The 24,886-nt window shown below is 72.0% G+C and carries 26 protein-coding genes and 1 rRNA gene; 11 read left to right on the top strand and 16 right to left on the bottom strand.

Annotated features, from left to right (window positions below; translation table 11 throughout):
• Positions 1 to 244: 244 nt before the first annotated feature.
• A complete protein-coding gene (locus ACGF0J_RS37835; RefSeq protein WP_393154099.1) occupies positions 245 to 1,429 on the bottom strand; it encodes an RNA-guided endonuclease InsQ/TnpB family protein in 1,185 nt (394 codons plus the stop codon).
• A 176-nt stretch (positions 1,430 to 1,605) separates the two neighbouring features.
• On the opposite strand from ACGF0J_RS37835, the gene ACGF0J_RS37830 reads away from it, so the two are divergent.
• The 5 genes from ACGF0J_RS37830 to ACGF0J_RS37810 all read left to right on the top strand — a co-directional run bounded on the left by ACGF0J_RS37830 (position 1,606) and on the right by ACGF0J_RS37810 (position 6,952).
• Positions 1,606 to 2,574: a thermonuclease family protein gene (locus ACGF0J_RS37830; RefSeq protein ID WP_393154097.1), complete on the top strand. Its 969-nt coding sequence runs from the start codon at positions 1,606 to 1,608 to the stop codon at positions 2,572 to 2,574.
• A 91-nt stretch (positions 2,575 to 2,665) separates the two neighbouring features.
• Positions 2,666 to 3,826 (top strand): histidine kinase, encoded by a 1,161-nt coding sequence (locus tag ACGF0J_RS37825; RefSeq protein ID WP_393154095.1) that lies wholly within the window; start codon positions 2,666 to 2,668, stop codon positions 3,824 to 3,826.
• Positions 3,817 to 4,473, top strand: a complete 657-nt coding sequence (locus tag ACGF0J_RS37820; RefSeq protein WP_393154093.1) for a response regulator — start codon at positions 3,817 to 3,819, stop codon at positions 4,471 to 4,473. Before ACGF0J_RS37825 ends, ACGF0J_RS37820 begins: the two co-directional genes overlap by 10 nt.
• Positions 4,470 to 5,243 (top strand): DUF4097 family beta strand repeat-containing protein, encoded by a 774-nt coding sequence (locus tag ACGF0J_RS37815; RefSeq protein ID WP_393154091.1) that lies wholly within the window; start codon positions 4,470 to 4,472, stop codon positions 5,241 to 5,243. Before ACGF0J_RS37820 ends, ACGF0J_RS37815 begins: the two co-directional genes overlap by 4 nt.
• A 62-nt stretch (positions 5,244 to 5,305) precedes the next feature.
• Positions 5,306 to 6,952: an acetolactate synthase gene (locus ACGF0J_RS37810; RefSeq protein WP_393154089.1), complete on the top strand. Its 1,647-nt coding sequence runs from the start codon at positions 5,306 to 5,308 to the stop codon at positions 6,950 to 6,952.
• A gap of 7 nt (positions 6,953 to 6,959) precedes the next feature.
• Here the strand turns inward: ACGF0J_RS37810 and ACGF0J_RS37805 are convergent, their stop codons facing one another.
• Positions 6,960 to 8,672 (bottom strand): serine/threonine-protein kinase, encoded by a 1,713-nt coding sequence (locus tag ACGF0J_RS37805; RefSeq protein WP_393154087.1) that lies wholly within the window; start codon positions 8,670 to 8,672, stop codon positions 6,960 to 6,962.
• A 382-nt stretch (positions 8,673 to 9,054) separates the two neighbouring features.
• Here ACGF0J_RS37805 and ACGF0J_RS37800 point away from each other — a divergent pair, with 382 nt between their 5' ends.
• Complete coding sequence (locus ACGF0J_RS37800; RefSeq protein WP_393154085.1) at positions 9,055 to 9,435, top strand: thioesterase family protein; 381 nt, start codon at positions 9,055 to 9,057, stop codon at positions 9,433 to 9,435.
• Here ACGF0J_RS37800 and ACGF0J_RS37795 read toward each other — a convergent pair.
• From ACGF0J_RS37795 to ACGF0J_RS37770, 6 genes are all read right to left on the bottom strand, one after another.
• On the bottom strand, positions 9,425 to 9,637 hold the full coding sequence (locus ACGF0J_RS37795) for a biotin/lipoyl-binding carrier protein (protein ID WP_393154083.1): 213 nt from the start codon (positions 9,635 to 9,637) through the stop codon (positions 9,425 to 9,427). The two genes, ACGF0J_RS37800 and ACGF0J_RS37795, sit on opposite strands and share 11 nt — an antisense overlap.
• A 122-nt stretch (positions 9,638 to 9,759) precedes the next feature.
• A complete protein-coding gene (locus tag ACGF0J_RS37790; RefSeq protein WP_393154081.1) occupies positions 9,760 to 11,025 on the bottom strand; it encodes an HD-GYP domain-containing protein in 1,266 nt (421 codons plus the stop codon).
• Positions 11,022 to 12,377, bottom strand: coding sequence for an HD-GYP domain-containing protein (locus ACGF0J_RS37785; RefSeq protein ID WP_393154079.1), 1,356 nt, complete (start codon positions 12,375 to 12,377; stop codon positions 11,022 to 11,024). Before ACGF0J_RS37785 ends, ACGF0J_RS37790 begins: the two co-directional genes overlap by 4 nt.
• A gap of 231 nt (positions 12,378 to 12,608) precedes the next feature.
• Positions 12,609 to 13,547, bottom strand: coding sequence for an NAD-dependent epimerase/dehydratase family protein (locus ACGF0J_RS37780; RefSeq protein ID WP_393154077.1), 939 nt, complete (start codon positions 13,545 to 13,547; stop codon positions 12,609 to 12,611).
• 9 nt (positions 13,548 to 13,556) lie between these two features.
• Entirely contained in the window at positions 13,557 to 13,784 is a 228-nt protein-coding gene (gene rsrA, locus ACGF0J_RS37775; protein WP_393154075.1) for a mycothiol system anti-sigma-R factor, read from the bottom strand.
• A 35-nt stretch (positions 13,785 to 13,819) separates the two neighbouring features.
• Positions 13,820 to 14,536 (bottom strand): sigma-70 family RNA polymerase sigma factor, encoded by a 717-nt coding sequence (locus ACGF0J_RS37770; protein ID WP_393154073.1) that lies wholly within the window; start codon positions 14,534 to 14,536, stop codon positions 13,820 to 13,822.
• A 121-nt stretch (positions 14,537 to 14,657) separates the two neighbouring features.
• On the opposite strand from ACGF0J_RS37770, the gene ACGF0J_RS37765 reads away from it, so the two are divergent.
• A complete protein-coding gene (locus ACGF0J_RS37765) occupies positions 14,658 to 15,401 on the top strand; it encodes a class I SAM-dependent methyltransferase (RefSeq protein WP_393154071.1) in 744 nt (247 codons plus the stop codon).
• 67 nt (positions 15,402 to 15,468) lie between these two features.
• Here the strand turns inward: ACGF0J_RS37765 and ACGF0J_RS37760 are convergent, their stop codons facing one another.
• Together ACGF0J_RS37760 and ACGF0J_RS37755 are read right to left on the bottom strand one after the other, a co-directional pair.
• Complete coding sequence (locus ACGF0J_RS37760; RefSeq protein ID WP_393154069.1) at positions 15,469 to 15,801, bottom strand: TraR/DksA family transcriptional regulator; 333 nt, start codon at positions 15,799 to 15,801, stop codon at positions 15,469 to 15,471.
• 157 nt (positions 15,802 to 15,958) lie between these two features.
• Entirely contained in the window at positions 15,959 to 16,732 is a 774-nt protein-coding gene (locus tag ACGF0J_RS37755) for an SOS response-associated peptidase (RefSeq protein ID WP_393154067.1), read from the bottom strand.
• A 117-nt stretch (positions 16,733 to 16,849) separates the two neighbouring features.
• On the opposite strand from ACGF0J_RS37755, the gene aroA reads away from it, so the two are divergent.
• Both aroA and rsgA read left to right on the top strand, forming a co-directional pair.
• Positions 16,850 to 18,196, top strand: coding sequence for a 3-phosphoshikimate 1-carboxyvinyltransferase (gene aroA / locus ACGF0J_RS37750; RefSeq protein ID WP_393154065.1), 1,347 nt, complete (start codon positions 16,850 to 16,852; stop codon positions 18,194 to 18,196).
• Positions 18,197 to 18,248: 52 nt separating this feature from the next.
• Positions 18,249 to 19,283 (top strand): ribosome small subunit-dependent GTPase A, encoded by a 1,035-nt coding sequence (gene rsgA, locus ACGF0J_RS37745; protein ID WP_393154112.1) that lies wholly within the window; start codon positions 18,249 to 18,251, stop codon positions 19,281 to 19,283.
• 2 nt (positions 19,284 to 19,285) lie between these two features.
• Here the strand turns inward: rsgA and ACGF0J_RS37740 are convergent, their stop codons facing one another.
• Complete coding sequence (locus tag ACGF0J_RS37740) at positions 19,286 to 19,732, bottom strand: DUF4442 domain-containing protein (protein ID WP_393154063.1); 447 nt, start codon at positions 19,730 to 19,732, stop codon at positions 19,286 to 19,288.
• Positions 19,733 to 19,846: 114 nt separating this feature from the next.
• Between ACGF0J_RS37740 and hisN the strand changes: the two genes are divergently transcribed.
• Entirely contained in the window at positions 19,847 to 20,647 is an 801-nt protein-coding gene (gene hisN, locus ACGF0J_RS37735) for a histidinol-phosphatase (protein ID WP_393154110.1), read from the top strand.
• On the opposite strand, the gene ACGF0J_RS37730 is transcribed toward hisN, so the two are convergent.
• The 4 genes from ACGF0J_RS37730 to ACGF0J_RS37715 form a co-directional block, all read right to left on the bottom strand.
• Positions 20,619 to 21,410, bottom strand: a complete 792-nt coding sequence (locus tag ACGF0J_RS37730) for a fructosamine kinase family protein (protein ID WP_393154061.1) — start codon at positions 21,408 to 21,410, stop codon at positions 20,619 to 20,621. The two genes, hisN and ACGF0J_RS37730, sit on opposite strands and share 29 nt — an antisense overlap.
• A complete protein-coding gene (locus ACGF0J_RS37725; protein WP_393154059.1) occupies positions 21,397 to 21,870 on the bottom strand; it encodes a low molecular weight protein-tyrosine-phosphatase in 474 nt (157 codons plus the stop codon). The genes ACGF0J_RS37730 and ACGF0J_RS37725 overlap by 14 nt, the downstream gene beginning before the upstream one ends.
• Before the next feature lie 55 nt (positions 21,871 to 21,925).
• Positions 21,926 to 22,663, bottom strand: coding sequence for a serine hydrolase (locus ACGF0J_RS37720; RefSeq protein ID WP_393154057.1), 738 nt, complete (start codon positions 22,661 to 22,663; stop codon positions 21,926 to 21,928).
• A 609-nt stretch (positions 22,664 to 23,272) separates the two neighbouring features.
• Entirely contained in the window at positions 23,273 to 24,157 is an 885-nt protein-coding gene (locus tag ACGF0J_RS37715) for a phenylalanine 4-monooxygenase (protein ID WP_393154055.1), read from the bottom strand.
• Positions 24,158 to 24,283: 126 nt separating this feature from the next.
• Between ACGF0J_RS37715 and ACGF0J_RS37710 the strand changes: the two genes are divergently transcribed.
• Positions 24,284 to 24,736, top strand: coding sequence for an Lrp/AsnC family transcriptional regulator (locus ACGF0J_RS37710; RefSeq protein ID WP_393154053.1), 453 nt, complete (start codon positions 24,284 to 24,286; stop codon positions 24,734 to 24,736).
• Positions 24,737 to 24,807: 71 nt separating this feature from the next.
• Here the strand turns inward: ACGF0J_RS37710 and rrf are convergent.
• A 5S ribosomal RNA gene (rrf, locus tag ACGF0J_RS37705) occupies positions 24,808 to 24,886 on the bottom strand; the annotation flags it as partial.

Here is a 24,886-nt window from a genome sequence, read left to right as displayed (position 1 = left end):
GCGGACGCGCCCGCCCTCGTACGGCGCGCCCGTCCCCGCACGGGCGCCCCGGTCAGACTCAGCAGCCGGTGCGCGGCAGGGCCGGCGCGGCCACACCCATCCGCATCATCGAAACCTCCCGTACGAACGACAACAGATGAGATGCCGCATACCGCCGTTTGGTTCGGATCCACGGGACGTGGCGCGCAATCGGAGTGATGATGCACACGTGACTCCTCCGCTCCCTGAAGGGAGCGGCTTCTCGCTAAGCCGCTTCCGCAGCGTCGCGAAGGGCAAGCCCTGCCCTCAGGATGTTGGTCGCCGCGTTCACGTCGGCGTGCGCGGTGTGCCCGCACGCCGTACAGACGAACGCGGCCTGGGTGAGGCGGTTGTCCTTCGCCACGTGCCCGCAGCGGGCGCAGGTGCGGGAGGTGTTGCGGGGATCGACTGCGATCAACTCTCGACCGGCGCTTTCAGCCTTGTGCGCGAGGATCGTCAGAAACACCCCCCAACCCGCGTCCAAGATCGAACGGTTGAGCCCGGCCTTGGCGGCGACGTTGCGGCCGGGGGCGTCGATCGTGCCGGACGCCGAGCGCGTCATGTTCGCGATCCGCAGGTCCTCGTGCACGATCACGTCATAGCCGCCGACCAGAGCCAACGCGGCCTTGTGCGCGCCGTCCACCCGCTGCCGCCGCACCTTGGCGTGCAACGCCGCCACCCGGGCCACGGCCTTACGCCGACGCTTGGACCCGCGCTTGTGGCGGGCGAGAGCTCGCTGGGCCGATGCCAGACGGCCGGCGCAGGCGGCCAGGTGCCGCTGATTGTCGATGTGGTGACCGTCGCTGGTCGTGACCAGCGAGGCGACACCCAGGTCGACCCCCGCGACCACACCCGTGGCGGGCAGGAGCTGCGCGGGCACCTCGTCACACGACAGCACCACGTACCAGCGGCGCCCTTCACGCTTGACGGCGATCGTCTTCACCCGGCCCTTCACGGCCCGGTGCTGGTGCACCCGGACGTGGCCGACGCCCTGAAGGCGCACGAACGTGGCGGCCGGATGCTCGGGTTGGGAGTCCCACCGGCAGCCGTCACCGTCCCTGGGCCATTCCACCGTGTCGAACCAGCCCCGCCCCTTGAAACGCGGGAACCCAGGCGTGCGCCCGGCCTTGACCCGGTCGAAGAACGCCCGGAACGCCCTGTCCAGCCGTCGCAGCGTGGCCTGCTGGGAAGAGAACGACCACCGGCCCTGACCCTCCCCATCGTCGGCGCGGATGTGCTTCAGCTCCGCCGACTGATCGCCGTACCGGACCGTGACACCCGCCTTGGCGTAGGCGGTGCGCCGGTGCTCCAGAGCGGCGTTGTACAGGATTCGGTGATCCTCCAGGCAAGCGGCGAGCGCGGCGGCCTGCCTGCTGGTGGGGCGCAGCAGGAACTTGAACGACCTGCGCACACCCGCCTCCCACGCTCGGTAACGACGCGACCACGGTACCGGCAGGCACCGACAAAACCCGGAAGGAGACCCGTGATGCGCAGACCTGACAGGTCAGGGCACGCTCGGGCCTTGACGGCCCTCCCGCTCCCGATTCCCCCGGCGGCCGAAGCCGCCGGTCCCCTCGGGAGGCTCTGATGGCAAAGGCGATCGAACAACCCGTCCCCGGCATCACGGTCGGCCATGGCCTGCTGGCCCGCCGCAACGGCGTGGCCCAACCGGTGGACAGGATCGTGCACGACGGCGACACGATCAACATCGCCGCCGACGGCAACTTCGGCGTGCGCCTGCTCGGCGTCGACGCTCCCGAGGTCAGCTTCGAGCTGCCCCGCAACCCCGCTCTCCCCGACTTCCCGCGCGGCTTCGTCGCCATCGAGCACCCCGCGTGGACGACGTTCCTCACCGACCCGTTCGCCGAGGGCTTCCCGCCGCTCGCCCTGCGCAGCGCCCTGCACCGCGACCTGCTGGCCCGGCTCGGGCCGGACGCCGCGGCCAACCACGCCCGCCACGCCGCCCCCGCCACCCGGGCGCTCAAGGACATGATCGCCGGCGACCTCGCCGAGCAGGGCCACACCGAAGCCTCGTTCAAGCTCCGGCTGGCCTTCGCGCACGAGATCCTCGACCGGTACGGGCGGCTGCTCTGCTACGTCAACCGTGAGCAGCGCGACAGGCCCCGCCCCGACCCCTACAACGAGCGCCTGCTCGCCGCCGGCCACGTGGTGCCGTACTTCATCTGGCCCAACGTCGACCCGTTCGTCCGTCAGGAGGGGCGGGTGGCCGACGCGGTGCCGCCGCCCGGCGCCGGCCGGGCGGTCGGGGAGGCGGGCGCGCTCGGCCGCGCCAGGGAGGCCGTCCGCGCGGCCCGGGCGAGCGGGCTGGGCCTGTGGGAGCACGGGGCCCCGCTGGCGGTCCTGCCGTTCGAGCTGCGCTTCCTGGCGCAGCGCCGGGCCCCCGACCGCTACGTCCTCGACCTGTCGGACGACGCCAGGGAGCTGCTGCACCCGCAGACCTACTTCCGCGTCCCGGCCCCCGAGGACCGGCTGTTCGTCAACCCCGAGCACGCCCCGCTGTTCCGCGAGAAGGGCTGGTCGGTGCCGCCCCTGTAGCGTCCGGCCGTGAAGGTGGGGCTGGCCCCACCCCGCACACGCACAGCAGACCCATGTCGCGCGCTCCCCCGCCGTCATTACCGTGGTGGTCATGAGAGTCCCCCGCCCGTGGTCGGCACGGGCCTGGCTCGACACGGCGCACGTGATGACCGGGGTCCTGGTTGCGGCGGTGCTGTTCGTGCTGACGCTGGTGATGGTCGTGGCGCCGCCGCTGCTGCGCCGTGGCATGCCCGCCCTGACGGGGGTCCAGCGGTCGCGGTTCGCCGCCTTCCTCGACGCGCGCATCCCGCCGACGACGGCGCCCGCCACCTGGCGCCAGGCGGCGACCTGGCGGCAGGCCGGCTACCACCTGCTCTCGCCGCTGGTGAGCGTGGCGTGCGCGCTCCCGGTCGCGCTGGCCTGGTCCGGCGCCCTGGTGGGTCTGACCGCGTTCCTGCAACCGCATCTGCAGCCGCCGCCGATGGAGTTCCCCCTCGACCTGCGCAACCCCGTCGTGGCCGGCGCGTACGTCGCCGTCGGCGCGGCGCTGCTGGTGCTCGCCCCGATCCTGGCGCGGGCCACGGCGAGCCTGGACCTGGCGGTCGCCCGCGTGCTGCTCGGCCCGAGCCGCCACGAGCTGGACCGGCGCATCGAGACGCTGACCGAGAGCCGCGCCGGCGTCATCGACGCCGCCGACGCCGAGCGCCGCCGCATCGAGCGCGACCTGCACGACGGGGCCCAGCAGCGGCTGGTGTCGCTGGCGATGAACCTCGGCATGGCCCGCGCCACGCTCACCGACCTGCCCGAGCCCGCCCGCGCCGCCATCGAGCAGGCGCACGAGGAGGCCAAGCAGGCGCTCAAGGAGCTGCGTGACTTCGTCCGCGGCCTGCACCCGGCCGTGCTCAACGACCAGGGCCTCGACGCGGCGCTGTCCGGCGTCGCCGCCCGCGCCCCCTTCCCCGTACGGCTCCGCGTCGACCTCGACCGGCGCCCCTCCCCGACCATCGAGGCGGTGGCCTTCTTCATCGTGTCCGAGACCCTGACCAACATCGCCAAGCACGCGGCGGCCACGAAGGCCGAGGTGAGCGTGACGCGCGAGCGCGACCGGCTGCACGTGTGCGTCCACGACGACGGCCGCGGCGGCGCCGACCTCGACGGAGGCACCGGGCTGCGCGGCCTCGCGCAGCGGATCGGCGCGGTGGACGGCACGCTGCGGCTGAGCAGCCCGTTCGGCGGCCCGACCACGATCGAGGTGGAGCTGCCATGCGAGTAGTGCTCGCCGAGGACTCGGTCCTGCTGCGCGAGGGCCTGGTCCGCCTGCTGGAAGCGGCCGGCATGCGGGTGGTGGCGGCTGCGGCGGACGCCGAGGGGCTGCTGCGCGCGGCCGAGGAGCACCGGCCGGAGCTGGTCGTCACCGACGTGCGGATGCCGCCCACCCACACCGACGAGGGCCTGCGGGCGGCGCTGGTGCTGCGCCGCCAGCGGCCCGACATGGCCGTGCTGGTGCTGTCGCAGTACGTGGAGGAGCGGTACGCGGCCCAGTTGCTCGCCTCCGCGACCGGTGGCGGCGTCGGCTACCTGCTGAAGGACCGGGTGGCCGACGTGGCCGAGTTCATCGACGCGCTGCGGCGGGTGGCGGCGGGCGGGACGGCGCTCGACCCGGAGGTCGTCTCCCAGTTGCTGCTGCGCGGCCACAGCGACCCTCTCGACCGGCTCACCCCGCGAGAGCACGAGGTGCTGAAGCTGATGGCGGAGGGCCGCTCCAACGCGGGCATCGGCCAGGAGCTGGTGCTCAGCGAGGGCGCGGTGGGCAAGCACATCGGCAACATCTTCGCCAAGCTCGACCTCTCCCCCGCCGAGGGCGATCACCGGCGGGTGCTGGCCGTCCTGCGGTTCCTCAAGGTCAGGAGCCTGCCGTGAGGAGACTCTGGCTCATCCTGGGCACGGTGGCGACGGCGCTCGCCCTGACGCTGACCACCGTGGGCCTCTACCGCGGCGTCGCCGACGCCGACCCGCCGACGGAGACCTCGCGCAGGTCCATCACCGTCGACCAGGCCGTGCTGAACCTGCAGGCCGGACCGGGCGTGCACGCCCTCGCCATCGAGGCCGGCGAGGCGGGCGAGATCGTCGTGGAGCGGTGGCTGCGCTGGAGCGAGCGCAGGCCGACCGTGACCGAGGAGTGGGACGGGCGGACCCTGCGGCTCGGCGCCGGCTGCCCCGGCCTGCGACACGGCACCCCCACCTGCGAGGTCGGGTACGTGCTGTTCGTGCCGCCGGAGGCGACCATCGAGGCCGGGACCGTGAGCGGTTCCCTGCATGTGGGCGGCGTACAGGGCAGGCTTCGCGCCACCACGGTCTCCGGCGACGTACGGGTGACCGAGACCCTCGGCGACGTGCACGTCAGGAGCGACTCCGGCGACGTCCGTGGCATGGAGCTGAGCGGCGGGCGCACCGACGTGGAGGTGGGGTCCGGCGACGTGGAGCTGGGCTTCCGGCAGCCGCCGACGAACGTGCGGGCGGTGGTCCGCGCCGCCGGCGAGGTGAGCGTGATCGTGTCGGACGACCGGACCCCGTACGACGTGACGACCAGCGCGACCGCCGTGGACGTGCGCGTTCGGCACGACCCCGACTCCCCCAGGAAGATCACCGCCGAGACGGGTGACGGCCACGTCCGCGTCTGCTGCGGCTGACCGGGCCGAGGACGAGCGTGGAAGCGCTGTTTACTCCTGTGACTCGTTGGTAAGTTCCCGGCATGGAGTCTGCGAAGCACGCCGGTGACGCCGCCGTCGCCGTGTCCAAGGCCTATGGCGTCGAGACCATGTTCACCCTGTCGGGAGGCCACGTCTTCCCGCTCTACGACGGGGCCGTGCACGAGGGCATGCGCATCCTCGACGTACGCCACGAGCAGAGCGCGGTGTTCGCCGCCGAGGCGACCGCGCGGCTGACGAGAAGACCGGGCCTGGCGGTGCTCACGGCGGGCCCCGGCATCACCAACGGCGTCAGCGGCGTCGCCACGGCCCATTTCAACGGCTCTCCGGTGGTGGTCCTCGGCGGCCGGGCGCCGCAGTCGCGCTGGGGCAGCGGCGCGCTGCAGGAGATGGACCATCCGCCGCTGCTCCAGCCGATCACCAAGCTGGCCTTCACCGCGAGCGACGCCGAGTCGGTGGGCCAGGACGTCGAGATGGCCTTCCGCACCGCCCTGGCGCCGCACCGCGGCCCGGTGTTCCTCGACGTCGCCATGGACCACCTGTTCTCCCCCTCGCCGGTCCACGACGTCGAGACGCAGACGCCCTCTCCGCTGGAGCCCGACCCTGACGCGCTCGCCTCGATCGCCCGGCTGATCGCCGAGGCGGAGCGTCCGGTGCTGGTCCTCGGGTCGGACGTGTGGATGGACCGCGCCGAGGAGGCCGCCCGCGACTTCGCCGAGACCTGGCGGCTACCGGTCATCCCCAACGGCCAGGGCCGCGGCATCCTGCCCGCCGGTCACGAGCTGCTCGTCACCCGGGCGCGCGGCCTCGCCTTCGGCCAGGCCGACCTGGTCGTCGTGATCGGCACGCCGCTCGACTTCCGGCTCGGCTACGGCTGGTTCGGCGGCAAGGACGGCGCCCCGCTGGCCAGGGTGGTGCACATCGCCGACGCGCCGTCGCAGCTCGCCACGCACATGCAGCCGGCCGCGTCCGCCGCGGGAGACCTGTCCGTGGTCCTCTGGAGCCTCGGCACGGCGTGCGGCGAGGCCGGCGTCAAGCCCGACCGTCACGCCGCCTGGCTGGCCCGGCTGGCGGAGGCGGCCGCCGCGGCCGCCGCGGGCGACGCCGACCTGCTGGCCGCCGACAGCGACCCCATCCACCCGATGCGCATCTACGGCGAACTCGCCCGGGTGCTCGACGACGACGCCGTGGTCATCGGCGACGGCGGCGACTTCGTCTCCTACGCCGGCAAGTACGTCGAGCCCAAGCGGCCGGGCAACTGGCTCGACCCGGGCCCCTACGGCTGCCTCGGCACCGGTCTCGGCTACTCGATCGCGGCGCGGCTGGCCAGGCCCTCCTCCCAGGTGGTGCTGCTGCTGGGCGACGGCGCGGCGGGCTTCTCGCTGATGGACGTCGACACGCTCGTGCGGCACAACCTGCCGGTGGTGATGATCTGCGGCAACAACGGCATGTGGGGGCTGGAGAAGCACCCCATGCAGATGCTGTACGGCTACGACGTGGCCGCCGAGCTGCAGCCGAACTGCCGCTACGACCAGGTGGTGACCGCCCTCGGAGGCGGGGGCGAGCTGGTCACCAAGCCGTCGGAGATCGGGCCGGCGCTGCGCCGGGCGTTCGACGCGGGCGTGCCGTACATGGTGAACATCGCGACCGACCCCCAGATCGCCTACCCCCGCACCACGACAGGCGTGTGAGCTCCCCCTACTGCTTGCTCGCCGTATAGGTCGGCGCGGGCGTCGGCGAGAGCAACGGGCACGTCGCGGCTTCGATGAGCACCAGCTTGACCGGCTTCTTCAGCTCCAGCATCGCGCCGCCGCCCGGGATCGACTCGCCGACGCGCAGGCACGGCGCCGGGTAGGCGCCGCGGGTCTGGTCGTCGGTCCTGACCGTGAAGCCGGCCTGCTCGATGACCTTCTTGGCCTCCGGGAAGAGCATGTCGAGCGTGTGCGGCACGGCCTTCGTCGGCTGCTTGGTGACCGACGGCGTCGGGGACGGCGACTTGCTGGTGGTCGGCGTCGGCGTCGACGTCTTGCCCGGCGTCGGCTTGCTGGTGGGTTCGTGGGTCGGCGGCTGCGACCGCTCCGTCGGCCTGGTCTGCTCACGCGTGGCCGTGGGAGTCTTCGAGGGTCTGGGCCTGGGCGGCTTGGTCGTCTTGTCGGGTGTGGGCTCCAGGGCCAGGTTGCTCGTGCTGACGGTGGGTTGCGGCCCCGGCAGCACGTCCATGCCGGACACGGCCACCGCGCCGGCGCCCGCGCCCAGCACCACCGCGGCGGCGATCCCGGCGACCAGGCCGCCCCTGCGGCGCGCCTTGCCCGCTGCCCGGCCCTGCCGCTGCCCGGCGACGAGGGTGTCCTGGGAGGCGGCCAGGTGAGCGCCTGTCTGGTGCGGGTGCTGCTGGGCGCCCGTGTGGTGCGGGTGCTGCTGGGCGCCGGTCTGGTGGGGGTACGACTGCTGAGCGCCCGTCTGGTACGACTGCTGGGCGCCCGTCTGGTAGGGGCCGCCCTGCTGGTGGAGGCCCGGCTGCTGCCCCTGCGGGTACGGCTGCTGCTGCGGCGCCGCCATCGTGGCGCCCGTGGACGGCGGCATGGCGGGCGGTAGCTCGCCCGCGGCGAGCCTGCGGGCCGTCTCGCTCATCGCCTTGGCGCTCGGGAAGCGCCGCGCCGGATCCTTGGACAGCGCCTGCTCCACCAGCGCCGCCACCGGGGGCGGGATGTCGGCGGGCAGGGGCGGCGGGGCCTCGCGGATGTGCTTGAGCGCGATGGTGACCGCGCTGTCGCCGTCGAACGGCCGCTGCCCCACCAGGCACTCGTAGGCCACCACGCCCAGCGCGTAGATGTCGACCGCCGGCGTCACCGGAGCGCCCTCGGCCTGCTCCGGCGCGCAGTAGGCGGCGGTGCCCAGCACCATGCCGGCGTCGGTGAGCCGGTTGGCGAGGTCGGACCGGGCGATGCCGAAGTCCGTCAGCACCAGCGTGCCGTCACGCTGCACCATCAGGTTGCCCGGCTTCACGTCACGGTGCACGATCCCCTGCTCGTGCACCGCCTGCAACGCCGCGGCGGCCTGCGCGATGAGCTCCATCGCCGCCTTCGGCGGGATCCTGCCCAACCGGCCCAGCAGCCGGTCGAGCGGCTCGCCGTCGACGAACTTCATCACCAGATAGACGGTGTCGCCGCTCACGCCGTAGTCGTAGACGTCGACCACCCCGGCGTGGTTGATCGTCGCCATCGCCCTGGCCTCGGCCTGGAAGCGCGCGACGAACCCCGGGTCGTCCATCCGGCCCGGGAGCAGCACCTTGACGGCGACGGTGCGGGCCAGGACGATGTCCTCACCTCGCCACACCTCGCCCATGCCACCGGCGCCGATGCGGGTGTCCAGGCGATATCGCCCCGCCAGCGTCGTCCCTTGGGCCACCATGACTCCCCCGTTACCCCCCTACCTCGGTTACCTCGCCCACCCCAGGGCTCTCCAACAAAGCGGACGCGTGTCGCGGTGAGGTCACACCGAGGTCACAGAATCTTGAGAGTGTACGGCTCACTCGCCTCACTCGCCACATCAATGCCATAAGCCGTACAAACCCTATCCTGAGGCCAAAAGCCGGTAGTTGTCCGGGTTTTACGAGATCAGCATCCCGTGTTCCCCGCAACGCGCCGACCAGCCCGTCGGCGTCACATGGCCGACGAGCCGGCGACGGCACGCGGAACAGTAGCGCGGCGGCTCCAGCTCACGCGCGGCCACGCACGTGGCGGGCCCGCCCTCGCCCACCGGCCCGCCACGATGATCGCAGTAGGCTGACGTCATGACGCTCGCTCCAGGTCTCCGGTCCCAGTTGCTCATCATGGTGGAGCACTCCGACACGGCCGAGAAGATCGGCAGCGGCGACGTGCCGGTGCTCGCCACGCCACGGCTGCTCGCGCTCGCCGAGCAGGCCGGCGTCGAGGCCACGCGCGCCCGTCTAGGCCCGGGCGAGACGTCGGTCGGCACCCGGGTCGAGCTGGAGCACCTCGCCCCCAGCCCGGTCGGCACCCACGTCGAGGTGACCACCGAGCTGACCGAGGTCGACGGCAGAAGGCTCGTCTTCACGTTCGTGGCCCGCGACCGGCACCGGGTGGTCGGCCGGGGCACGATCGAGCGGATGGTGGTCGACCGGGCCGCATTCGTCGCGCGCGCTACTCGATGACCGCGATGAGGTCACCCTCCTGGATCACGTCGCCCTCGCTCACCTTGAGCTGAGCCACCACTCCGTCGTCCTCGGCCAGGACCGGGATCTCCATCTTCATCGACTCGAGGATGACCAGCATGTCGCCCTCCGAGACGGTGTCACCCTCCTCGACGACGACCTTCCACACGTTCGACACCATCTCGGCGCGTACCTCAGCCACCGCGACTCCCCTCTTGCAGAAGATCCAACCATGCCACGTGCGCGGACCCCGCGCGTCCCCCAGGCACGCTCACGGTCATCCAGGGCTCGACCGGCATCTCCGCGCGGCGACGGCAGCCTCTCCTACAGCCGGTTGACGGCGTGCAGCCGGTCGACCACTCGTGCCGCCGCCTCGATGACCGCCGGGTCGTAGGCGGTGCCGGCGGCCAGGCGCAGCCGTTCGAGCGCGGCCCCGGCCCGGTCACGGTCGGTCGAACCGCCCACCAGATCGTCGTAGGCGTTGGCCACCTTGATGATGCGGCTCGACAGCGGCGGGTCGTCGCCGATCACGTCGCACTGGTGCCGCACCACGTCGGCCACCCGGTCGAGCACCCCGGTCTGCTTGATCACCTCGGCGCCCAGCTCGGCGATACGGCGGGCCTGCTGCGGGTCGGTCAGCACCGTCGCCCCGCCCGGGATGGGGTCGCGCAGCGAGAGCTGGCCGATGTCGTGCATGAGGGCCGCGTACTCCAGCTCCAGCAGCTCGGGTTCGGCCATGCCCAGCTCCCGGCCGACCGCCACGGCCAGGCGGCTGACCCGCCGCGAGTGGCCGGGCTCGACATAGCCGCCGACCTCGGTGACCCGTGACAGGGCCCGGACGGTCTGCAGGTAGGTGGCCCGGATGCCCGCGTACTTGCGGAAGGCCACCTGGGTGACCAGCAGCGGCGCGGCGAAGACGAGCAGCGCCACCAGGTCCATGCTGTGCGTGGCCAGGGCGAGCAGCACGCCGGAGGCGGCCACCGCGGCCCCCAGCGGGAAGGCCATGTTGAGCTCGTCGCGCACCGCCACCTGGAACGCGGTGCGCACCTGCTCGGCCCGGAGCATCGCCGCCACCAGCACGTCGATGAGTAACGCGAGTGTGGTCAGCACCACCATCACGCCGAGGGCGGGCCACCAGGTGCGGGTGGGCTCCTGGGTGAGCCGGAACAGCGAATCGGCAAGCGGGCGGAAGGCGAAGGCGAGCAGCGCCCCGGTGAGCAGCCGCCGCGCCATCGCGTCGAGCCGCGGCGGCCGGCCGACCGCCAGGTGCGGCAGCGCCCCCGCGATCATGCCGACCGCGATCACCGCCACCACCTGCAGCGCCGAATGGTGCAGTTGGTGGTTGCTGAGGTCGAGCAGCAACGTGTAGCCGAGCGCGGCGGCGGCGCCGATGGGCGCGACCTCCCGGTTGCCCGGCATGGTCAGCCGGGCCAGCTCGCCGATCGCGATCAGCGCGCCGAACCCGATGGCGATCTCCGGATGGTCCAGGCCGGTGGCTGCGGTGTGCGCCACCCCGGCCACCGCGACCAGCCCGGCGCCGCAGATGAGCAGCAACTGCCCCGAGTCGAGGCCCTGCCAGGCGCGGGTCACGGCCCGCTCACCACTTCGATCGGCATCGTGGGGTCGTCGTGATCCTTGATCGGGGTCTCGTCGGCCTCGGGCGGCGGCGGCTCGACGCGCCGGGGCGGCTGCCACGGCCGGCGTTCGAGCGCCTTGACGAACGCCGTCACCATGACCGGGTCGAACTGCGTGCCGGCGCCCTTGTGCAGCTCTCGCACCGCCACCTCCACCGGCCGCGCCCCCCGGTAGGACCGGTCGGAGGTCATCGAGTCGAACGCGTCGGCCACCGCGATGATCCGGGCGAACTCCGGGATCTCGTCGCCGGCCAGCCCCATCGGGTAGCCCTTGCCGTCGTGCCGCTCGTGGTGGTGCATGATGCCGGCGTAGGCCTCGTCGAGGAAGTCGATGCCGCGCACGATCTCCAGCCCGCGCATCGGGTGGAGCTGGATGGCGGCGAACTCCTCCTCGGTGAGCGGCCCCTCCTTCTGCAGCACCTTGGTCGGCACGCCGAGCTTGCCCACGTCGTGCAGCATGCCGGCGTAGCCGATGGCCCGCAGCCGCTCCCGGCCCATGCCGATCTCCTCGGCGATCATCGTGGCGGCCCTGGAGACGCGGGTACAGTGGCCCCGGGTGTAGTAGTCCTTCGTCTCGACCGCCTGGCACAGGGCCGCGATCGTGGCGTCGTACGAGCGCTGCTGCGCGTGGTACTGGCCGAACGCCCAGCGCGCGACGAACAACGGCAGCAGCACGAGCACCGCCGAGATCGACTGCACGGTCGCCCACAGCCCGGCCACCAGCAGCCCGAACGTGCCGTAGCCCAGGTAGGACAGCAGGAACTGCACCATGCCGCGCATCGGCATCGCCGTGGTGCCCGACCCGGTCGCCAGGCGGATCATGGTGAGGGTGAGCACGATGTTCAGCGGCACGAAGACGGCGGTGGCGGCGGCGTAGGGGCCGATCAGCTCGTCGAACGCGTTGGCCGCCGGCACGCCGGTCCTGCCGCCGAGGTGCAGGTAGACCCAGCCGGCCACGGTGCCGCAGATGGCGAACTGCGCGCCGTTGAACAACCGCTTGACCAGCGGCAGCCCAGGCCGCACGCTCAGCACGGCCGTGAAGCCCACCAGCGCCGTGCCCTCGGGCCCGATCAGCACCACTGCGGCCAGCGCGGCCGAGAAACTGACCGACACCGCGAACTGCTCCACGTTGAGCAGCGTCGGCATCGACTCGCACACGAGGAACAGCAGGATGAGCACGAGCAGCGTGCCGATCCGCTCCGGCGCCAGCAGATCCGCGCGGGAGGACAGGCCGTGCCAGAGCATCAGCGCCGCGGCGCCGATGACGGCCAGCAGGTAGACCCTCGCCGGCCACGACAGATCACGCATTGCGGCCCCTCATGGGTCGGTCAGGTCCAGGACACCCCGGGCGGGAAGAGGCCTCCGTCACCGGTCAGCAGCAGCGCGACAGGAGCGATCAGCGTCAGGGCCGCGAAAAGCCGGGCGAGCATCACTGTGGACATCCGGTGCCTCCCCATCGAATCCTGCGGCTCACGCTACAGAAGAGCGCGTCGCCGCACCGGCCGAGTCGCCAATCGCAAGCAAAGCGTAATCAAGCCACTACCTGCGGCGACTCCTGGCCCATTCGACGGTGTGCTTGAGCCCGGTGGCGAGGTCGGTGCGCGGCTCCCAGCCGAGCCCCTCGAAGGCGGGCACCGGATCGACGGCCATGGCGGGCAGGTCGCCCGGCCGGGGCTGGGCGAAGCCTGGCTTGTCGGGGCCGCCGACCGCGTCGGCGATGAGCGAGTGGAGCCGGCGGTCGGTGGTCTGGATGCCGGTGCCGAGGTTGAAGCGTCGCCCGTCGCCGCGCGAGCCGCAGGCCTTGACGAAACCGTCGACCACGTCGTCGACGTAGACGTAGTCGCGGGTCTGGGTGCCGTCGCCGTGGACGACCGTCGGCGTGCCGCCGAGCAGCGCGTCGGTGAAGATGGCCACCACCCCGGCCTCGCCCTCCGGCGACTGGCGCGGGCCGTAGACGTTGGAGAGCACCAGCGTGGTGTAGTCGATGCCGTGCAGCGCCCGGAACGTGGCGAGATAGGTCTCCCCGCTCAGCTTGGACGCCGCGTACGGCGAGCGCGGGTCGACCGGCGCGTCGCCGGGCACCGGGATCGTGGCCGGCCTGCCGTAGACGGCGACGGAGGAGGCGAAGACCACCTTGCGCGCGCCGCCACGATGGGCCGCCACCAGCACCGACGCGGTGCCCTCGACGTTGACCCGGGCGTCGCGCAGCGGATCGGCGACGCTGCGCCGCACGCTGATCTGCGCGGCCAGGTGGCAGATCACCTCGGGACGCACCTCGGCGGCCACGTCGGCCAGCGCCGGGTCGCAGATGTCGAGCACGCGTAGGTGGAACCTGCCGCTCGCGGCGGCCCGTGCGAGGTTGTCACCGTCGCCGGAGGACAGGTCGTCCACCGCCACCACGTCATGGCCCTCGGCCAGCAGGCGGTCGACGAGGTTGGACCCGATGAAACCGGCACCGCCGGTCACGAGCACGCGCATGGGGAAATCCTAGTCGGACAACTCCGACCTCACCTGCGCGATGCGCGCCAGAACCTTGGACCTCAGGTCTCCCGGGAGCGGGTCGCAGCCGCAGTGCTTGGCCACGAGCTGCTTGACGACCTTGTCGAGGTCGTACTCCTGCAGGCACGGGCTGCACTCGTCGAGATGCACCCGGATGTCGACGCAGTCGCCCTCCTCGAGCTCACCGTCGAGATAGGCGTAGACCTTGTCGAGCACCTCCCGACAGTCCGTCTCGTGCGGCTTTCCACAGCTCATTTCGATCCCTCCGCCGGGACCAGACCACGCTCGCGGGCGTAGTCCTCGAGGTGCGCGCGCAACTGCCTGCGGCCGCGGTGGAGCCTCGACATCACCGTGCCGATCGGGGTGCCCATGATCTCGGCGATCTCCTTGTAGGGGAAACCTTCGACATCGGCGAGGTAGACCGCGATCCTGAACTCTTCGGGAAGCGCCGCCAGCGCCTCCTTGATGTCACCGTCGGGCAGGTGCTCCAGCGCCTCGACCTCGGCGGACTTCAGGCCGGTCGAGGTGTGCGACTCCGCCCGCGCGAGCTGCCAGTCCTCGATCTCCTCGGTGCCGGACTGCTTGGGCTCGCGCTGCTTCTTGCGGTAGCTGTTGATGAAGGTGTTGGTCAGGATGCGGTAGAGCCACGCCTTGAGGTTGGTGCCCTCCTGGAACTGGTGGAAGGAGGCGAACGCCTTGGCGAACGTCTCCTGCAGGAGGTCCTCGGCGTCCGCGGGATTCCGGGTCATCCGGAGCGCGGCCGAGTAGAGCTGCTCGAGGTAGGGCATGGCTTCGCGCTCGAACCGCTCGCTCCGCTGTTCCAGAGTCTCCGCGCCTGTCGCGGGCACCGGGCCCACCCCCCTAAGATCACCGGTGGCCGAACGTGGCGGGACACCGTACTCAGGGGAGAATACCCGCTCGTCAAGCACCGGCCGGTCACCGGGGAGGGGTTCGAGCAATGTGAGCATGCTCGTCGCAACACGCCCGCACCCCTGTCTGTTCCCGCAAGATAGAAGGTGACGAACGACCCGGTGCGGGGAAAACCATACGTACCGGCTGGTAGCCATTTCCGGAACCCAGGAGTCGCGTGTGCTGCCCATTCCGGCCGAGGAACTGAACGGCTCAGGGACGCTCGGACCGTACTGGACCTTCTACCGAGCCGTGGTCGAAGAGCAACTGAGCCGATGGCTACCCGGCGAACCCTCCGTGGTGCTCGACCTGTCCGGCGGCAGGGGCCGGTGGTCCGGCCAGGCCGCCAGGGCCGGCCACCGGGTCATCGAGGTGCTCGACTGGCGGCGCGCCGCCGAGGCCCAGTCACGGCTGCGCGACGCCGAGCGGGTGCGGTCGATCCGCGCCGACGACCTGGCGTTCCTGCCCGACGAGAGCGTCGACGCGGTGCTCGCCGAGGAGCGCGCGATGTCGATCGAGCTGATGGCCGAGTCGGCGATGGCCGACGTGGCGCGGGTGCTGCGGCCGGGCGGCCGGGCGCTGGTCTGCGTCGACTCGCTGGTGCTCGGCATGGCGATCCTGGCCGAGCAGGGGCAGTGGCAGCACCTGCGGCAGACGGGCGAGGTCATGCTGGTGCCGTGGCCCGACGGCAGCATCACCCGCTGCTTCAGCGGCGGCCAGCTCCGCGAGCTGCTCATGGGCGCGGGGCTGGAGGTCGAGTGGGTACGGCCGCGCACGGTGCTGTCGCCGTCCACCGTCGACCACGTGCTGGGCTCCGGCACCCGCGCGCTCAACTGGCTGGTGCGCACCGAACTGGAGGCCCACCCGGACGACGACGACACGGTCGGCATCCACCTGGTCGCCAGCGCCCGCAAGGCTCCCTGACGGCGGCTCAGCACCCGCAAGCCTCCTGACGGCGGTTCAGCGCCCGCAAGGCCTCCCTGAAGGCGGCTCAGCGGCGCCGTTCGCGCCTGCCCTGGCACTGCACGCACCGCGCCGCCTCGGGCCGCGCCTCCAACCGGCCGTCGGGCACCGGCCGGGCGCAGTCGACGCACCTGCCGTAGCTGCCCTCCTCCAGGCGCTTGAGCGCGTCGAGCACGGCCCGCCGGTGCGCGGTCGCGACGGTGAGCATGGCCTGGGCGCGGTCGGCGTCGCTCAGGTCGGACCCCGCATCGGCAGCGGAGCGCTCGCGCACGGAGACGGGATCTCCCTGGAGCACCCCGATCGACCGGTCGAGATCGGCGAGCATCTTCTCCAACCGCTGACGAGCGGACGTGGCGTCCACGGCTCCGCACCTCCGGGAACATAGGGGCAGTCCGCCGCGGAGACTCCCCGGATGTCCCGCGCGGCGCTCATGAGGGGGGCGCTACACGGTGGTCCCCTGTTGAACGAGGCCCACCGCTTTTCTCACCGGATGCCCACTTGGCATTGTTTTTACACCTTCAGAAAAGTCCGCTTTCCTCTTCCGGTGAGAGTGGTTTGATGAGGTCGGGGCCGTTGTTGCGGACATTGTTGACGGCCGTGGAGACGGGCACGGCCGTCAGCCGCCCGGTGTCGGCCGGCACCACCAGCCGCGAGGCGTCGTCGGTGTCGGTCAGCTTGGGGTCCAGCCAGTCGGCCCAGCGGTCACGCTCGATCATCATGGGCATCCGGTCGTGGATGCGGCCGAGGTCGTCCTCCGCGTCGGTGGTGATGACCGTGCAGCTCACCAGCCACTTGAGCGGGTCGTCGTCGGCCCGCGTGGGGTCCTTCCAGAACTCGTACAGGCCGGCCATCGCCAGCACCCCGCCGTCCTCGGGCCGGATGAAGTACGGCTGCTTCTTCTTCCTGTCGCCCTTGCCCGCCTTGTCGCCCTTGTCGCCCTCGACCGGCATCCACTCGAAGTAGCCGTCCGCCGGCAGCAGGCACCGGCGCTTGGCGAACGCCCGGCGGAACGACGGCTTCTCCGCCACCGTCTCCACCCTCGCGTTGATCATCCGGGATCCGATCGACGGATCCTTGGCCCAGGCGGGCACGAGCCCCCACTTCACGATCCGCAGCTGCCGCACCGCCCGCTCGGCCTCCTTGGGCACCCGGCTGAGCACGGCGTAGACGTTCTTCGTCGGCGCGATGTTGTAGTCGGGCCCCAGCTCCCTGTCGGGGTCACCGTCGAGCTCGACCTGGAACTCCTCCAGCAACTCGTGCTTCTTTCGCGCCGAGGCGTATCTACCGCACATGACCCCACACTGCCACGTACGGCTTTCGCTCGCAGGTACGAACACCCGCCAATGCCGGGCGGCCACCCCGTGAGCGGCGCGAATCCGGCCGGGCCGGGGGGCAAGTAGGCTTTGACCATGCCCGCGACCGAGCCCACGCCCGCATCCGGACCCACACCCGCCGGCCCGCCCGCGACCGCCCACTGGCCCGCCCCGACGGCCACGGCACCCGTGTCCGCGTCCGTCACGCTGCCCGGTTCAAAGTCGGTCACCAACCGCGCCCTGGTGCTCGCCGCCCTCGCCGACGGCCCCGGCACCGTACGCCGGGCGCTGCGCAGCCGCGACGCAGACCTGATGGTGGCCGCGTTGCGGGCACTGGGCGCCCGGCTGGAGCCGACCGGCCAGACCGCCGGCTCCGTCGACTGGCGGGTGACGCCCGGCCCGGTGCGGGGCGGCGCGAGCATCGACGCGGGCCTGGCCGGCACGGTCATGCGCTTCGTCCCGCCGGTCGCCGCGCTGGCCGACGGGCCGGTGTCGTTCGACGGCGACCCGCACGCCCGCAAGCGGCCCATGGGTCCCATCCTCGACGGGCTGCGCGCGCTGGGCGCCCGGGTCGACAACGACGCGCTGCCGTTCACCGTCCACGGGCCCATCACGGGCGGCGAGGTCACCATCGACGCGTCCGGCTCGTCGCAGTTCGTCTCGGGGCTGCTGCTCGCCGCCGCGCGCTTCGACAAGGGCGTCACGATCCGCCACTCGGGGCCACCCGTGCCGTCCCAGCCGCACATCGAGATGACCGTGCAGATGCTCCGGGCCGTGGGCGTCCGGGTCCACGACGGCGAGCCCGACGTGTGGCGGGTCGAGCCGGGCCCCATCGCCCCGCGCGACCTGACGGTGGAGCCCGACCTGTCCAACGCGGCCCCGTTCCTGGCCGCCGCCATGGTCACCGGCGGCACCGTCACCGTCCCGGGCTGGCCGCACACGACCACCCAGCCGGGCGACGCGCTGCGCGACCTGCTCACCGGCATGGGCGCCACCGTGCGCCTCGACACCTCCGACCCCGCGTCGGGCTGCGGCGACCTGACGGTCACCGGCACCGGCCGCATCGACGGCATCGACGCCGACCTGCGCGAGGTGGGCGAGCTGACCCCGACGATCGTCGCGCTCGCCGCCCTGGCGGCCACGCCCAGCCGCATCCGCGGCGTCGCCCACCTGCGGGGCCACGAGACCGACCGCCTCGCCGCCCTCGTCACCGAGATCAACCGGCTCGGCGGCGACGCCGAGGAGACCGCCGACGGGCTCGTCGTCCGTCCGCGCCCGCTGCGCGGCGGCCTGTTCCACAGTTACGACGACCACCGCATGGCCACGGCCGGAGCGGTGATCGGCCTGGCAGTCCCGGGCGTCGAGGTGGAGAACATCGCGACGACGGGTAAGACGCTCCCGGAGTTCACCGGCATGTGGGCCGCGATGCTGGGCACGCGATGAGCCTGCCGGGGCGAGAGGTGCGGCGGCACCGCGGACGCAGGGGAGCAGACCGCTGAAGAAGCGGCAGTACGACGAGGACGACGTACGGGTCAGGCCGGGCAAGGGCTCGCGGCCGCGGACCCGGATCCGCCCTGCCCACGAGGACGCGGTCGAGGGATTCGTGGTGGCCGTCGACCGGGGCCGTTACACGACGCTGGTCCAGCCGGAGAAGGGCTCGGCCGCCCGGCGGCGGCACGGAGCCCGGCTGGTCGTCGCGATGAAGGCCAGGGAGCTCGGTCGCAAGGGCATCGTGGTGGGCGACCGGGTGGCGCTGGTCGGCGACGTCTCGGGCCGTCCCGACTCGCTCGCCCGGGTGGTGCGCGTGGAGCCGCGCACGTCGATGCTGCGACGTTCGGCCGACGACACCGACGACACCGACGGCATCGAGCGCCCGGTCGTGGCCAATGCCGACCAGCTCGTCATCGTCACCGCCCTCGCCGACCCGCCACCGCGCCCCCGCATGATCGACCGCATCCTGGTGGCGGCGTTCGACGCCGACATCGACCCGCTGCTCTGCCTCACCAAGTCCGACCTGGCGCCGCCCGCCGAGCTGGTGGCCCTCTACGAGCCGCTGGGCGTGCCGCACGTCGTCGTGCACAGGGGCGGCGCCCTCGACGAGCTGCGCGACCACCTGCGCGGGCGCATCAGCGTGCTGGTGGGCCATTCGGGGGTCGGCAAGTCGACCCTGGTCAACGCCCTGGTCCCGGACGCCAACCGGGCCGTGTCGCAGGTCAACGCGGTGACCGGCCGGGGCCGGCACACCTCCACCTCGGCGGTCGCGCTGGAGCTGCCGGAGGGCGGCTGGATCATCGACACGCCCGGCGTGCGCAGCTTCGGACTCGCGCACGTGTCGGTCGAGACGGTCCTGGCCGGCTTCCCCGACCTGGTCGAGGGCACCGTGCACTGCCCCAAGGGCTGCACCCACCTGGGCGACGGCTGCGCCCTCGACGCCTGGGTCGCGGACGGCCACGCCGACCGGGCCCGGCTGGAGTCGCTGCGCCGCCTGCTGTCCAGCCGTGAGGGCTCCCCCGACGACCCGGCGTCCTGAGGTCAGCCGCGGTTGGGGCGGAGGGTCCACGTCACGGTCAGCGAGCAGACCACGACCCCCTCGGCGTTGCGGACCTCGACGGCCACGTCGAACTCCGGTCGCCTGCCCGCGTCCAGCTCCGCGACCACCTCGTCACGCGTGACGAGCACGCGTCCCTCCGCGACGACCTCGCCCAGGGCGAGCTTGCGGTAGGTGACGGCCGCCGTCGTGGCCAGCGGCACGGCCCGCGAGAGCTGGTCGCCGAGCGCCGAGAGCATCGCGGCCCCCGAGGCCGACTCGGCCAGCGTGAACAGCGCCCCGGCATGCGGCCCCGCCACGTGGTTGTGCAGGTCGGCCCGGTCGGGCAGGCGGCAGACGGCCCTGCCGTCCGCGGCGTGGTCGAAAACGATGCCGAGCGTACGGGCGAAGGGCACGGTCTGGAGCAGCAGGGCTCCGGCGTCGATGGACATGCCCCAATGCTACTGGCGAGTAACCCAAAAGGTACCTACCAGAAAAGGCCCCGCGGTCCCCTGCTGCTCGGCGCGTCCGGCACGGTAGCGTGGCTGTCCGTGCAGAGTTACTCCGTGCAGGGTTACAACGACGATCTGCGCCTCGCCCACGTCATGGCGGACGCCGCCGACGACCTGACGATGCGGCGGTTCAAGGCGGTCGACCTCAAGGTGGAGACCAAGCCCGACCTGACGCCGGTCAGCGACGCCGACCGTGCCGTCGAGGAGGCGATCCGCGAGACGCTGGCCCGCGACCGGCCGCGAGACGCGATCGTCGGCGAGGAGTTCGGCAACACCGGCGACGGCGCCAGGACCTGGATCGTCGATCCCATCGACGGCACCAAGAACTACGTGCGCGGCGTGCCCGTATGGGCGACGCTGATCGCGCTCATGGAATACGGCAAGGCCGTCGTCGGCGTGGTGTCGGCCCCGGCGCTGGGCCGGCGGTGGTGGGCGGCCGCCGGGAGCGGCGCGTGGACCGGCAGCAGCCCGGCCGAGGGCACCCGCATGCGGGTGTCGTCGGTCACCAAGCTGAGCGACGCGTCGTTCTCCTACTCCAGCTTCACCGGCTGGGAGGAGAGCGGCAGGCTCGACAACTTCCTGTCCCTCAGCCGTTCCTGCTGGCGTACCCGCGCCTACGGCGACTTCTGGTCGCACATGATGGTCGCCGAGGGCTCGGTGGACCTGTCGGCCGAGCCAGAGCTGTCACCATGGGACATGGCGGCGCTCACCGTGATCGTCGAGGAGGCCGGCGGCGTCTGGACCGACCTCGCGGGCCTGCCCCGCCTGGAGGGCGGCAGCATGGTCTGCACCAACGGCACCCTGCACGACGAGGTGCTCAAGCGGCTCAACGCGCCGAAGACAGCACCCGACTGACGGCCCGCATCAGGCTGTCGCGATACGACCCGCCGAACAGGACGACGTGCACGAGCAGCGGGTGCACCTGGTGCAGCGGCACCCGCTCCCGCCAGCCGTCCGCGAGCGGGCTCTCCTCCTGGTACGCCGCCAGGATCCGGTCCTGGTACGGCACGCCGAACAACGCCAGCATGGCGAGATCCGTCTCCCGGTGGCCACCGTGCGCCGCCGGGTCGACGAGCACGCCGGTGCCGCCCGACCACAGCACGTTGCCGCTCCACAGGTCACCGTGGATGCGCGCCGGCGGCTCCGCCGGCCCAGCCACCTCGGGCAGGCACTCGACCACCCGCTCGATCAGCCGTACGTCCTCGGCGGGCAGCCGGGCCGCCCGGGCGAAGGGCAGCACCCGGCGGGTGGCGTAGAACGCCGGCCAGTCGTCCGCGGGCGTATTGTCCATCGGCAGGTCGGCGATGAACCCCGGCCACGGAGCGCCGAACCCGGCCGCCCCGGCCCGGTGCAGCCGCGCCAGGTCACGGCCGAAGCGCTCGGCGGCGGCCGGGGTGGGCTGCTCGACCCGCACCCACGCCAGCACCAGCCGGTCGTCGGCCGCCTCGATCACCTCGGGGACCGTGATCGCCTCGCCCAGCCAGCGCAACCCGGCCGCCTCCGACCTGACCACCGCCGAGGCCCCGCCCTCCTTGACGAACACCTCGCGCCCGTCGTCCAGCACCGCCCGCAGCAACCGCCGGCCGTGCGACGAACCGAGGTCCTCAGCGGATCTCATCGGCGATGTGCTTGGCCACGCCCGCTGAGGCGGCCTCGACGAGTTCCAGCACCTCGTCGAAGCCGTCCTGTCCGCCGTAGTAGGGATCGGGCACCTCGGCCCCGTCGTGCGCCGCGGCGTCGAAGGACCTGAACAGCCGCACCTCGACCCCTTCGGGCGCCATACCACGCAGGAACGCCAGGTTGTCGCGGTCCATGGCGAGCACCAGATCGTAGCGGTCGAACCAGTCCTCGGTGAACTGCCTGGCCCGATGGGCCGACCCGTCGTAGCCACGACCGGCCAGCGTGCCCAGGGCCCGCTCGTCCATCGGCGCGCCCGCGTGCCAGCCGCCGGTGCCCGCGCTCTCCACGATCACGTCGCGGCCCATCCCGTGGCGCTCCAGCACCTGCCGCAGCACCACCTCCGCCATCGGCGAGCGGCAGATGTTCCCCATGCAGACCAGACACACGCGATACGTCATGTCCCCATGATGGGGGGCGCGCACGGGTGCCCTCGCCAGACCCACGCGAGTGCCCTCAACGAACCCTGGTGCACGCCCGGAACGACTTCATGATCCGCGTGGTGACGCCCTCGACGGTCGCGATGCCCTGCCCCACCTCGGCACTGCCCTCGGCCAGCACGGCCACCGCGTAGTCGTGGCCGCCCCCTCGGACCAGCCCGGCGCTGACGACGGCCCAGCGTTTGGTGGACACCCGTCTCAGCCAGCCGTTCTTCAGCGCCACCCGGTCTCCTTCGCAGGCGGCGGCGCTGACGCCCCAGTTCTGCCCGCGCACCACCCTGCCCATCAGCCCGAGCACCCTGCCCCGGTCGGCGGCCGGCAGTGGGCTGCCCTCCGACACGAGCGCCGCCATCAGCCGCACCTGATCCTCCGCAGAGGTCGGGGTGATGCCCCAGCAGTAGAGGTCCATGCAGTCACCGGGCACGCCTCGGGTGTGGCGCAATCCGTACCGCCTGCCCGCCTTCGTGAACCCGGAAGCACCGCCGATGCGCACCCAGAGCCGGTCGGCGGCGCGGTTGTCGCTGTAGCGGATCATCACTTCGGCGTCGCGCCGGACGGCGTCGGGGAGCTCGCGCCAGGGCGTGTCGAGCAGGAGCGCCATGAGGATCTGTACCTTGGCGGTGCTGGCGGTGATGAGGCGCTCGCCGCGGTGGTACCGGTAGAGGCGGCCGGTCGTGAGGTCCTTGACCATGGCGGTGACCGGGCCCGGCCGCCCTGCCAGGAAGCCGGCCAGCCGCCGCTCGATCTTCTTCACCGGCACCGGCTCGGCGTCATGTCGCTCTCGCGCCGCCGGCGCACCAGCGAGCCGTTCCCTCGAAACCGGCTCCCCTGCGGGCAGCCTCAACCGCACCGGACCCGCACCGAACCACCACTGCGGGCTGCCGACGGACGGCATCAACCGCGCCGGACCCACATCGCGCCGCCCCGGCTCACCCAGCCACCGCGCGACGATCTGCCGGTCAGCCGTACCCCTCGGCTTCGAGCCATGTCGGGCGCCGGGCAGTATCCAGCCCGGCACGTCCGCCACCGGCCGGGCTGAGCCCTCCCCGACGGGGACCAGCAGGGCTGGGCCCTCCCCGACGGACACCGGCTCGCCCGGCGCCCGTGCGTCCCTCCCCGGGCTTCCGGGCACCCACGTACCGGCCACCGGCTCCCCGAAGCGTCCCAGGCCCACCACCGGGCGGGGTGCCGCACCAAAGCCCTCGCGAAGCCCACCGGACGTGTCCGTCACCCCGGCGGCGCCTGCCAGCCGGGGCGACGGACAGATCGTCATCAGCGGCAGGAGAAGGGCGAGCACCGCGAGCCCCCATACTGCCTTCCCCGCAGCCATTGCTGAATTATCACGACAAAGCGGCAGACCCCGCTAGGCGTCGGTGAGCAGTTTCGCGATGGAGTCGTCGTCGCAGTTCTCCCAGAACCCGCCGACGACGTCCTCCAGATGCTGGAGCGATTCAGCCCGGAACAACACATCCTGATATCTGGTGATGTCGTAGTCGGTCGTCCCCATCGCCCGGATGTCCAGCGGCCTGATGCTCATGCCGCGAAACTCCTCGATCTCCCCGTACGAGGACAGGATCCCCGCCCCGTACGCCTTGAGCTCGGGCCCCTCCAGCATCACGCCGAACTCCAGCGTGAACCAGAAGATCTTCGACACGAACTCCAGCGCCTCCTCCGAATCCACCCTCCGCGCGGCAGCTCCGGCCAGGCGGTAGAGCGCGGCGTACCGGTCGTGTGCCAACGCGTTGGCGTGCCCGATCACTTCGTGGATGACGTCCGGCTCAGGGGTGTAGAACGGCACGGAATGGTGGCGGATGTATTGCGTGGAGTGGAAGTAGCCGTCAGCCAGCACCCCGTAGAAGTCCCGCAACGGCACCAGTCCCGCCGCCGGCAGGTAGCGGAACCCGGTAAGCGGCTCCAGCAGCCCACTGACCTCCTCCAACTGCGGGATGCGGGTCTCCGGAAGCCCGAGCCGCTCCGCGCCCTCCAGATACTCGGCCGTGGCGTACTTGGCGTGCTTCACGGCCAGCTCCCTGATGACCAGGGTCCAGATCTCGTGCTCCAACTCGGTGTACTCGGCCGCCGGAATCGGCTCCCCCCGCCGGTGGTGCACCGCCAGCCCGGCGATGGCGTTACGCCTCGCCCGGTAGACCGGATCCGCGAACCCCGGATGAGACGCGGCCAGCTCCACCACCACCGAGCCGTCGTCCTGCGCCGCGACGGGCGCGAAGTACTGTGCTTCCTCGAACATGCCCTAGATGACAGCAATTCGCCCGTCTGCTGACAAGAGCGACCATTTCACCTGAGCGATACGCTTGGTCTCGTACGGCCCTAGCGGCATTCGTTGGTCGAATCGACCAGTCCTCTGGAGCTGCGAGTGGACGAGCTGGACGCGCGGTTGCTCGTGACCATGCGGGCACATCCTCGCATCGGCCTCACCGAACTGGCCCGGCTGCTCGGCGTCGCGCGGGGCACGGTTCAGGCTCGCGTGGAGAAGCTGACGGCGCGAGGGGTGATCGAGGACTTCGGCCCGACGGTGTCACCGGCCCGGGCCGGCTACCCGATCATGGCGTTCGTGTGGCTGCAGATCGCGCAGGGCCGGCTGGCGGAGGCCGTGCAGGCGTTGGACCGCGTCCCGCAGATCTTGGAGGTTCACGGCACGAGCGGCCAGCACGACTTGCTCTGCCGGGTGGTGGCGAGAAGCACGGAGCACCTTCAGGAGATCATCGCCCATGTACTCACGTCACCCGCCATCCAGCGCACCGACACCACGATCGCCCTTTCGACCCAGATCCCGTACCGCATCGAGCCGCTCCTGGCCGCGGACTGACGGCCATTCTCCGGACATACGAGAAAGGGGCCCCACCCGAAGGTGAAGCCCCAAATCCCTCAACAAAAATTGTCCGGCGGTGACCTACTCTCCCACACCCTCCCGAGTGCAGTACCATCGGCGCTGAGAAGCTTAACTTCCGGGTTCGGA

It is taken from the genome of Nonomuraea sp. NPDC047897 (assembly GCF_043204415.1).
Lineage (GTDB): Bacteria > Actinomycetota > Actinomycetes > Streptosporangiales > Streptosporangiaceae > Nonomuraea.
This window is presented reverse-complemented; position numbering and strand designations above follow the sequence as displayed.

Coding starts and splice junctions, on each gene's coding strand:
- ACGF0J_RS37830 (WP_393154097.1), top strand. CDS start 1,606: ATGGCAAAGGCGATCGAACAACCCGTCCCCGGCATCACGGTCGGCCAT.
- ACGF0J_RS37825 (WP_393154095.1), top strand. CDS start 2,666: ATGAGAGTCCCCCGCCCGTGGTCGGCACGGGCCTGGCTCGACACGGCG.
- ACGF0J_RS37820 (WP_393154093.1), top strand. CDS start 3,817: ATGCGAGTAGTGCTCGCCGAGGACTCGGTCCTGCTGCGCGAGGGCCTG.
- ACGF0J_RS37810 (WP_393154089.1), top strand. CDS start 5,306: ATGGAGTCTGCGAAGCACGCCGGTGACGCCGCCGTCGCCGTGTCCAAG.
- ACGF0J_RS37805 (WP_393154087.1), bottom strand. CDS start 8,672: ATGGTGGCCCAAGGGACGACGCTGGCGGGGCGATATCGCCTGGACACC.
- ACGF0J_RS37800 (WP_393154085.1), top strand. CDS start 9,055: ATGACGCTCGCTCCAGGTCTCCGGTCCCAGTTGCTCATCATGGTGGAG.
- ACGF0J_RS37785 (WP_393154079.1), bottom strand. CDS start 12,377: ATGCGTGATCTGTCGTGGCCGGCGAGGGTCTACCTGCTGGCCGTCATC.
- ACGF0J_RS37780 (WP_393154077.1), bottom strand. CDS start 13,547: ATGCGCGTGCTCGTGACCGGCGGTGCCGGTTTCATCGGGTCCAACCTC.
- ACGF0J_RS37770 (WP_393154073.1), bottom strand. CDS start 14,536: ATGCTCACATTGCTCGAACCCCTCCCCGGTGACCGGCCGGTGCTTGAC.
- ACGF0J_RS37755 (WP_393154067.1), bottom strand. CDS start 16,732: ATGTGCGGTAGATACGCCTCGGCGCGAAAGAAGCACGAGTTGCTGGAG.
- aroA (WP_393154065.1), top strand. CDS start 16,850: ATGCCCGCGACCGAGCCCACGCCCGCATCCGGACCCACACCCGCCGGC.
- ACGF0J_RS37740 (WP_393154063.1), bottom strand. CDS start 19,732: ATGTCCATCGACGCCGGAGCCCTGCTGCTCCAGACCGTGCCCTTCGCC.
- ACGF0J_RS37730 (WP_393154061.1), bottom strand. CDS start 21,410: ATGAGATCCGCTGAGGACCTCGGTTCGTCGCACGGCCGGCGGTTGCTG.
- ACGF0J_RS37725 (WP_393154059.1), bottom strand. CDS start 21,870: ATGACGTATCGCGTGTGTCTGGTCTGCATGGGGAACATCTGCCGCTCG.
- ACGF0J_RS37715 (WP_393154055.1), bottom strand. CDS start 24,157: ATGTTCGAGGAAGCACAGTACTTCGCGCCCGTCGCGGCGCAGGACGAC.